The sequence below is a fragment of the Paenibacillus chondroitinus NBRC 15376 genome, assembly GCF_004000765.1.
GTDB lineage: Bacteria > Bacillota > Bacilli > Paenibacillales > NBRC-103111 > Paenibacillus_E > Paenibacillus_E chondroitinus.
The window spans coordinates 43,343-51,087 of record NZ_BILW01000045.1 but is presented as its reverse complement, the minus strand read 5'-3'; the positions used below and the strand labels follow the sequence as shown (position 1 = coordinate 51,087).

8 protein-coding genes are annotated in these 7,745 nt (G+C 50.1%); 1 reads left to right on the top strand and 7 read right to left on the bottom strand.

Annotation, left to right across the window (positions count from 1 at the left end; all coding sequences use genetic code 11):
• Positions 1 to 160 precede the first annotated feature (160 nt).
• Entirely contained in the window at positions 161 to 1,021 is an 861-nt protein-coding gene (locus PCH02S_RS30195; protein WP_127457802.1) for a DUF421 domain-containing protein, read from the top strand.
• Between the two features lie 47 nt (positions 1,022 to 1,068).
• On the opposite strand, the gene PCH02S_RS30190 is transcribed toward PCH02S_RS30195, so the two are convergent.
• From PCH02S_RS30190 to bioF, 7 genes are all read right to left on the bottom strand, one after another.
• On the bottom strand, positions 1,069 to 1,689 hold the full coding sequence (locus PCH02S_RS30190; RefSeq protein ID WP_127457801.1) for an NUDIX hydrolase: 621 nt from the start codon (positions 1,687 to 1,689) through the stop codon (positions 1,069 to 1,071).
• A complete protein-coding gene (locus tag PCH02S_RS30185; protein ID WP_127457810.1) occupies positions 1,686 to 2,207 on the bottom strand; it encodes a mismatch-specific DNA-glycosylase in 522 nt (173 codons plus the stop codon). The genes PCH02S_RS30190 and PCH02S_RS30185 overlap by 4 nt, the downstream gene beginning before the upstream one ends.
• Positions 2,208 to 2,289: 82 nt before the next feature.
• Positions 2,290 to 3,522 (bottom strand): DUF1501 domain-containing protein, encoded by a 1,233-nt coding sequence (locus tag PCH02S_RS30180; protein ID WP_127457800.1) that lies wholly within the window; start codon positions 3,520 to 3,522, stop codon positions 2,290 to 2,292.
• A gap of 14 nt (positions 3,523 to 3,536) precedes the next feature.
• Positions 3,537 to 4,844 carry a DUF1800 domain-containing protein gene (locus tag PCH02S_RS30175; protein WP_127457799.1) on the bottom strand — a complete coding sequence of 436 codons (1,308 nt, stop codon included), beginning with the start codon at positions 4,842 to 4,844 and terminating at the stop codon, positions 3,537 to 3,539.
• Between the two features lie 79 nt (positions 4,845 to 4,923).
• The gene (gene bioC / locus PCH02S_RS30170) at positions 4,924 to 5,799 is read right to left on the bottom strand and encodes a malonyl-ACP O-methyltransferase BioC (protein ID WP_127457798.1); all 876 of its coding nucleotides are present in this window, start codon (positions 5,797 to 5,799) and stop codon (positions 4,924 to 4,926) included.
• On the bottom strand, positions 5,777 to 6,529 hold the full coding sequence (locus PCH02S_RS30165; protein ID WP_246069309.1) for an alpha/beta fold hydrolase: 753 nt from the start codon (positions 6,527 to 6,529) through the stop codon (positions 5,777 to 5,779). Before PCH02S_RS30165 ends, bioC begins: the two co-directional genes overlap by 23 nt.
• The gene (gene bioF / locus PCH02S_RS30160; protein WP_246069308.1) at positions 6,526 to 7,737 is read right to left on the bottom strand and encodes an 8-amino-7-oxononanoate synthase; all 1,212 of its coding nucleotides are present in this window, start codon (positions 7,735 to 7,737) and stop codon (positions 6,526 to 6,528) included. Before bioF ends, PCH02S_RS30165 begins: the two co-directional genes overlap by 4 nt.
• Between the last annotated feature and the right edge of the window lie 8 nt (positions 7,738 to 7,745).

Below are 7,745 nucleotides of genomic sequence, written 5' to 3'. Positions count from 1 at the left end.
CGGGTAGAGGACATCGTCCTCTACCGCAGCCACTTGGGCCGGCAGCCTTCGTATGAGCCGCTGGGCGTTTTTCCTTTGGGCCCCGGCGTATAATTTCCATTATTTTCACAAATAATGTATAAACTTGCCTACTGTTTCTAACATGTAAGGAGGAAATCACATGCCCGATGCTTATGAAGTCATTGTACGCACCCTTTTAGCCGTACTCGTATTGTTCATCATGACCAAGATTCTTGGCAAAAGACAAGTGTCCCAATTATCTCTGTTCGAGTACATCACGGGTATTACCATCGGAAATCTGGCTGGAGCGATATCTTTGGATATCGATTCGAAATGGTACCTCGGCCTGATCTCGTTAACCGTTTGGATCGCGTGTTCGCTAGGCATTGAACTATTACAGCTTAAAAGCAAAAAAATGCGCGATTTTATTGACAGCAAAGCCACTGTACTCATTAGGGACGGGAAGGTTTTAGAAGATAATTTGAAAAAAGAACGGCTCACCACCGATGAACTTATGGAACAACTGCGCAAGCGTTCGGTTTTCAAAGTGGCCGATGTTGAATTTGCGATCATGGAGCCAAGCGGTGAAATCAACGTATTGCTGCATCGGGAGAATTTACCGCTCACTGCGAAGCATTTGGGCATCAAGGTTGCACCGGAGAAAGAGCCGCAAGCCGTCATTATGGACGGTGAGATATTAGATGAAGCATTAGCAACCCTTTCATTTAACCGGGGATGGCTGAAAACGGAGTTGGATAAGGTTGGGGTAACGGTCGAAAATGTTTTTCTAGGGCAAGTCGATTCGTACGGACAATTGTATCTTGATTTATTTGACGATAAGATCAACGTTCCCATACCGCAGGAAAAAGCTACTCTCTTCGCGACTCTGAAACAGATCGAAGCAGACCTGATGTTATACGGACTGACAACCAACAATAAACAAGCCAAAGCGATGTACGAGCAATGCTCCAAGCAAATGGAGGATATTCTCGATCAGCTTAAGCCTATATTGATGCGATAATCAAAATGCTCCCCGCCGTGGCTATACGACTGGGGAGCATTTTTGTTTTAATCGAGCAGCACCTGTGATGCCGGGCCGCCTGCAAGCTCTATCATCCGTTTGACCTGCTCGACCGTATTCCGCTCGATCGAGAGAGGCGGCAGCTCATGTGCGCCGAAAAAGCCGACTTCGGTCGTTTCCAAGCTGACCTCTAGCGCCTCACCGCCGACCAATTCGCATAAGATAAATATTTTGTATACATAGTTGGGGGCAGGCGGGTGTGCATGGCACTTCTTGTCCAGAACGGCCAGCAAACGCACAGGCTTGACTTGGTATCCGGCTTCCTCACGCGTCTCTTTGACAGCGACTTCGCTCGGTGTATAGCCAATATCCGCCCAACCTCCTGGCAAAGCCCATGCGCCGTCGGCTCTTTCCTTCACAAGGAGCACTTTGTTCTCCTTTAGGACAACCGCTCGAATATCAACCTTCGGCGTCTGATACCCCGTATCGCTGGCGAATAATTCCGTCACTTTGTCAATCGGGGTGTCCGTGAAGTGGCTCATCATCTCCACACTGATCTTGCGCAGCGCCTCGTAGCGCTCCAAATCATAGCCGTTCTCGCCGTAGGCAAGCCCGGCTTGACTAATCGCTTGAATTTCTTTAGCCCACTGCAGCCATGGAATATTCATCCCTTACCCAACTCCATCCCGATAAATGTTTTAATTCCGGTATAGATAGCGACCATCTCTTCCAATTTCATGCGAACGAGCCCGCTGGAAGAGGGACATACGTACTCTACTACGCCTGGTACGATGGGATCTGGCTGGCTGCCCCAAGCCATCCCTCTGCGTCCGCTATACTGCTCGTAAACCCCTTTGCCTACAAAACATACAACCCTTGGCTGCATACTTTGAATCTTCTCCCTAAGAATGATGCGGCCTTGCCGGTACTCCTCAGGCGTTATTTCAGCAGCCGTCAGTGAGGGTCTCGCTACGATATTCGTAAACCCGTAGCCAAGTTCAAGTAGGTCTTGATCTTCTTGCGGCTTATAGAGCCGTGGTGTTAATCCAGCTTGAAATAATATGCGATAAAAGCGATTGTTCGGATTCGCATAGTGATGGCCGGTTTCACCCGATCGAATACTAGGGTTGTACCCCACGAAAAGGATGGATAAATGCTCCTTCAAATGATCCGAGATCGGTTTTATTTCCACCATCCTTCAGCCCGCCTTCCATGCTTGTATCACATTTTTAAATATTTTTACTCCTTTAATCAGGTTACCACTTTCGCTATATAAACTTCAACGATTCATAAGGTTTCCCAAGAACAGCCGAAGCATCTCCTTTTAACCAACGATCCACCAATGTATTGTACACAGAGCGGAAATCAACCTCATATTTCAAATCCCCGTTATCCAAATTGCTTAGACTCGGGTAAGCGCCATAGAGACCGCCTTTCACTTTCCCGCCAATCACAAACATCGGTGCCGCCGTGCCGTGATCCGTGCCGCCGCTCCCATTTTCCTTCACACGACGCCCAAATTCGGAAAACATCATAATCGCAACCCGATCCTGCAATCCTTGCGCTTCCAAATCCTTATAGAAAGCCGTCAAACCTTGATCGACCTGTGTCAAAACCCTTGCATGCTGCTCCTTTTCATCGGCATGATCATCGAAACCGCCGATTTGGACATTGAATACACGTGTTCCGGACTTTCCCGCCAGCAGCTTGGCAACGAGTTGAAGATCACTGGCAAAATTCGTTTTGGGATATTCAACTTTATTGGTATAAGAGGCTGTTAAAGATTGTATGGCTTCGACGCTTTTATAAGCTTCATACCCGCGCCCCGAAACGACCCACAGCTGTTCCATCCGGTTCTGATCGCTATACATGTCCAAAAAAGCTTTGGTTATCCGATTCTTATCCATCATCGGCGTTTTGGGATCGATCACATGATACGATTCCAGAGATTGAATAACGGGAAAGCTCATCTTCTCCGAGGCAAAAGCTTTGCTGCCCGCCGCACCGATCTGAACCGCTTTGAGCGGGTTCGCATTATCGCGCAGCGAAGACTCTATATAGCGGGCTAACCAGCCGCTCCGGCTAATTTGGGCAGGCTCTGCAGTCTGCCAAATTTCCATGGAACGGAAATGGGAATGATCCGGCTCAGGATAACCGACGCCTTGAATGATCGCCATGTTTCCATTTTTGAAAAGGGCAGCGAGCCCTGCCAGACTAGGATGCAAGCCCACTTGAGAATCAAGGGCAAGCACATCCTTTTGCTGATAAGCCAGCGTCGGCCTTGAATCATAATAGACGCCTTGCCCATATGGAATCAGCGTATTGATGCCGTCATTGCCCCCGCTAAGCTGCACAACAACCAGCACCGGCTCGTCGACATCGTCACTGGCTCCCCCGGCGAAGATCGATCTGCCCGTTTCCGTGAACAAGATGCCGCCAAAGCTTAAAGTAGCAAACATCGCGGTCCCTTTCAGCAGAAATTCCCTTCTTGTCATTTTCATGCCCTTCACCCCCATTATTTCATTTGCGCTTCCGGGCTAATCAAAAGGAGTTGCACCAAGCCTCGTAAACCGGCATTTTTCTGCTTTGTATGTAAAATGGTATCTTCCACATAAGCGCTTAAACCTTGCATCGTCTTATCAGACAGTTGAGTGATTCCAAGACGCTGACTCCACAACTTCACCCATTCCTCCGGCCGTTCCGCCTGCTTCGGGGCAGTGTCCGCCTGCTTGTAGTTGATTTGCGTAGCAATGGACTCAGCGAATTGATACCTCGCGAGCAGCAAATTGGTGTTCAGCCATGATACGCCGCCTCTCCAGCCTGCAACGTCCGGCGGCGAAAACAGTTCCTGCCCCATCTTCCTCATCGCTTGCGCATGCCCTTTGGCCACATGCAGCTGCATGGTTCTGAGAATGCCAGCAACATAATCAGCCGGTGTTTTAATAAGGGATAACCGCAAATCGGGGTTATAAAAGTCATCCGACATGAACAGCTCGTGAAGCACTTCGCCAATTGTCGCCTTCTGGGTGATGAGCGCAGCTACTTGCTGTACCCAGCTGTCTGATGGATTGTCTGTGGCGAAGTAGTTGAGCAATTTCAAGGCCAGAAAGGTAGATAACGACTTTTGATGAAAAATAATGTCAATAGTCTCATCGCCGTCGAGATTCCCCTTTTCTCCGAGCAGCGTTTTCGAATCATTGTCATGCTGTTTGGGATTAAACGCCACTTTGTTCTCCTTTTCATTATAGGTCCAGCCTGTGAAAGCCCTTGCCGCTTCCTTCACATCCGTTTCGGTATATTGGCCAATTCCTAATGTAAAAAGCTCCATCACTTCACGCGCGTAGTTTTCATTCGGTTTGTTTTTCTTATTGCGATTCACATCAAGCCAGATCATCATTGCCGGATCTTTGCCGATAGCAAGTACCAGCTCCTTATAATTGCTTAATGCATACTTCCGGAACAGCTCATTTTGCTGAACCATCAATGTGACATTCTTAACTTTGTAATTTGCTGTTGCAAAATGTCCATGCCAAAACAACGTCATCTTCTCAATCAACGGCGCGCTGGAATTCACCATCCGGTATAACCAGTACATTTGCTGATCGCCAAGCTGTAACGGATCCAAAGCTTTTTTGCTGTCTGCGCTTAATTGATCAAAAGGTGTCAGCGCCACCGTTTCGGTCAACGCTTCTCCTGCGATAAGCCGTCGCACCGTCTCCTCGCGCCCCAGCGCCACACAAGCGTTAACTTCACTCTCAGCCCCTCCAAATCCGGCCCGAAGCAATAAATGAACAGCTTCTGCGTTCGTCCAATTTACTCCCATGATTTCCCTCCCCGCCTAATTTTCCATACCTTAGCACATAAATGTGTCAAAAGTATGTAGGAATAAAAAAGATAGAGACTCAGAACTTGTCTGAATCTCTATCTTTATAAGGAACCCTCGCTTGCATCATCAAAAGCTCATAGGTAGCCGAAACGCCTCCTAATACGCTAAACTTCGTCTCATATGCTTTGTACATCTCGACGAACAAACGCCGTGTGCCGATGCCAGGTGAAACCGCTGCTTCTGATGTGCTAGCCCCCATAGCTTTAACTGCATGCAAAAATTTCTTTGGAGTCGGATACGTCTCCACGTGAAGCAAGCGATCTTCTTGAATGTTCGTGTACGTAAAGCCGCTGTCAACAAGCATATCTCTCCACCCTGCGCCGGATTGAAAAGTCAGCCCATGCCGCTGCGGTTGCTGTCCGTACTGTCGGTATACTTCCCTGAATGACTCATGCAGCTCATAAAATGTTGCCGGCCCGAATGTCGTAAACACCAACACGCCTCCCGGGCGAAGAAGACGCCGAAGGTGCTGTAGCGTCTGTTTCGGTTGCTGCAGCCACTGAAAGCAGGCGCCGGAGACGATCAGATCGAAGGAAGCCGGCGGTGCGGCTGCCGACCACTTTTCCACATCGCCATGGATAAACCGTATGTCCCTGTCAGCTGGCTGACTGCCTCGAACACGCCGCTCAGCCGCCTGAAGCATGCCAGGTGCTATGTCCAGAGCGGTGATCGACGCTATGGGGTATTTTTCAACTAACCCGCTCGTCACAATGCCTGTGCCACATCCAATCTCAAGAATGCTGCCTACTCGCGTTGGCGTACTCTCTCTTGCGCTTTCTTTGAGAACTGCTGCAAGCTGCTCAGCCATCATTTTCTGCACGTTGGCATGTTCATCATAGGATCCCGCAGAGCTCCGATTAAATTGACGTTCAATTTCCATGGAGCTGTTCATCACGCCACCGCCTCATTTTCGCTGCGATCTCTTCTTCCCTTCCTAGAAACGGTGCATGACCGCAATCAGGAATGGCATATAAATGGGCACGAGACAGTCCCGCTGCAAGCTCTTCCGCCCCTTTGTAAGGGCATATCCGATCTTCTCTGCCATGGAACAGAAGCACCGGACACGCAATTTCCGAGAGTAAAGCGCTGACTTCCACCTTACGCAAAACTTGAAGTCCTGCCAGCAGAGCGGGCGCTGTCCAGCTGCCTATCGGAGGAAGTTGGTCGCCGATTCCTGACTCCCGCTCTGTTTCCGTCCATAACATTTGGCGAAAATTGGTTTCAACAGCAAGCGCATCTTGCGCAATAGCTTTCATCATCTGCCTCACATTAGCATCAGGCTGTCCTAGATGGGCCTCGTCTCTAGAACGAATGAAACGTGCCGTCGCCGCGAATAAGATGAGACCGTCGACAAAACCTTTTGCTGCTAAATGGAGCGCCAGCAATCCGCCTAACGACCATCCGCCAATAAAAAGAGGTCGATGCAGCGTTGACGTTATCCATTTTGTTACCATTTTCTCCGTGTACGTCAACAAGTCTTCAGATGTTTCAGCCTCGCTATAGTTGAGGTACACATGATGATATTCAGGCAGCGCCTTACAGAGCTGATCAAACACCGCGGGCGGCATACTCCACCCAGGCAGCCATAGAATCGTTCCGCTCTTCTCTGGTGTCATCGTCATCGTCCCATCACTCCAAGCTGCAGCCCCACTTCACGAATGCACGCCGCTGCTTCCCGCAGTTCTTTATCTGTATGGGCTGCGGATAAGGAGAAGCGGATACGCGCTGTCCCTTCTTGAACTGTCGGCGGACGGATCGCCACCGCTGCGATGCCATTCTCTTCCAGCGCAGCGCTGAAACGCAAGGCAGTTTCATTATCGCCCACAATCATCGGCACGATAGGAGAATCGCCGATCCCGAGGACAAAGCCCATCTTTTCCAGATGAGATCGGAAAGAACGATGATTGGTACGCAGCCGTTCGCGCCGCCAGTGCTCCTGCTGCACCAGCACTAGAGCTTGAGCAATGCCTGCGACCAGCGCAGGGGGCATGGCCGTTGAATAAATAAGCGTGCGCGCCTTGTTTACGAGAAAATCAATAAGCGTCCGGCTCCCGCACACATACGCTCCATAGGCGCCGAAGGCTTTGCTGAACGTTCCCATATGGATGTCCACCTCGTCCTTGACCCCACGTATATGGCATAATCCCTCGCCATGTCTTCCATAGATTCCTCCGCTGTGCGCTTCGTCCACCATCAACATCGCTCCATACTCATGCTTGAGCAGGATCAGATCTTCCAAGCGGGCCTGATCTCCGTCCATGGAGAAGACCGCATCCGTCACGATCAGCTTTCGCTTCCTGTCGCGGTGTTTATGCAATAACGCTCCCAAATGCTCCATATCGTTATGCCGATAACGCGCCAACTCAGCCCGGCTCATTAGAATACCGTCAACAATGCTGGCATGATTCAGTTGATCGCTGAACACCACATCATCCCGGCCAACCACGGCACGGATAACTCCTGTATTAGCCATATACCCATTGGCAAATACAAGGGCTGCTTCGCAGCTCTGCCAATCGGCAATGGCTTCCTCGAGTTCCGTATAAGCCGGCCGGTTGCCAGTCACAAGGCGGGATGCCCCCGCGCCAACCCCTTCTTGGAGCAGCACCTCCCGCATCGCCTCGATCATCGCAGGATGCTGGGACAGCCCAAGGTAGTTGTTGCCGGACAAGTTGAGCAGGTTGGGCAAGTTGAGCTCCCCAGTTCCGCGAAGCATGCGCCCAGGAAGCCCTGGAATTGCTGAACCTGCCTGCAAAGATCGTTTCAAGGAAGCCTCTTCCATGGAGGCAAGTTCCTGTTTCATCCATTTCAATGAAGATTCCACGTTCATTGTTCGTA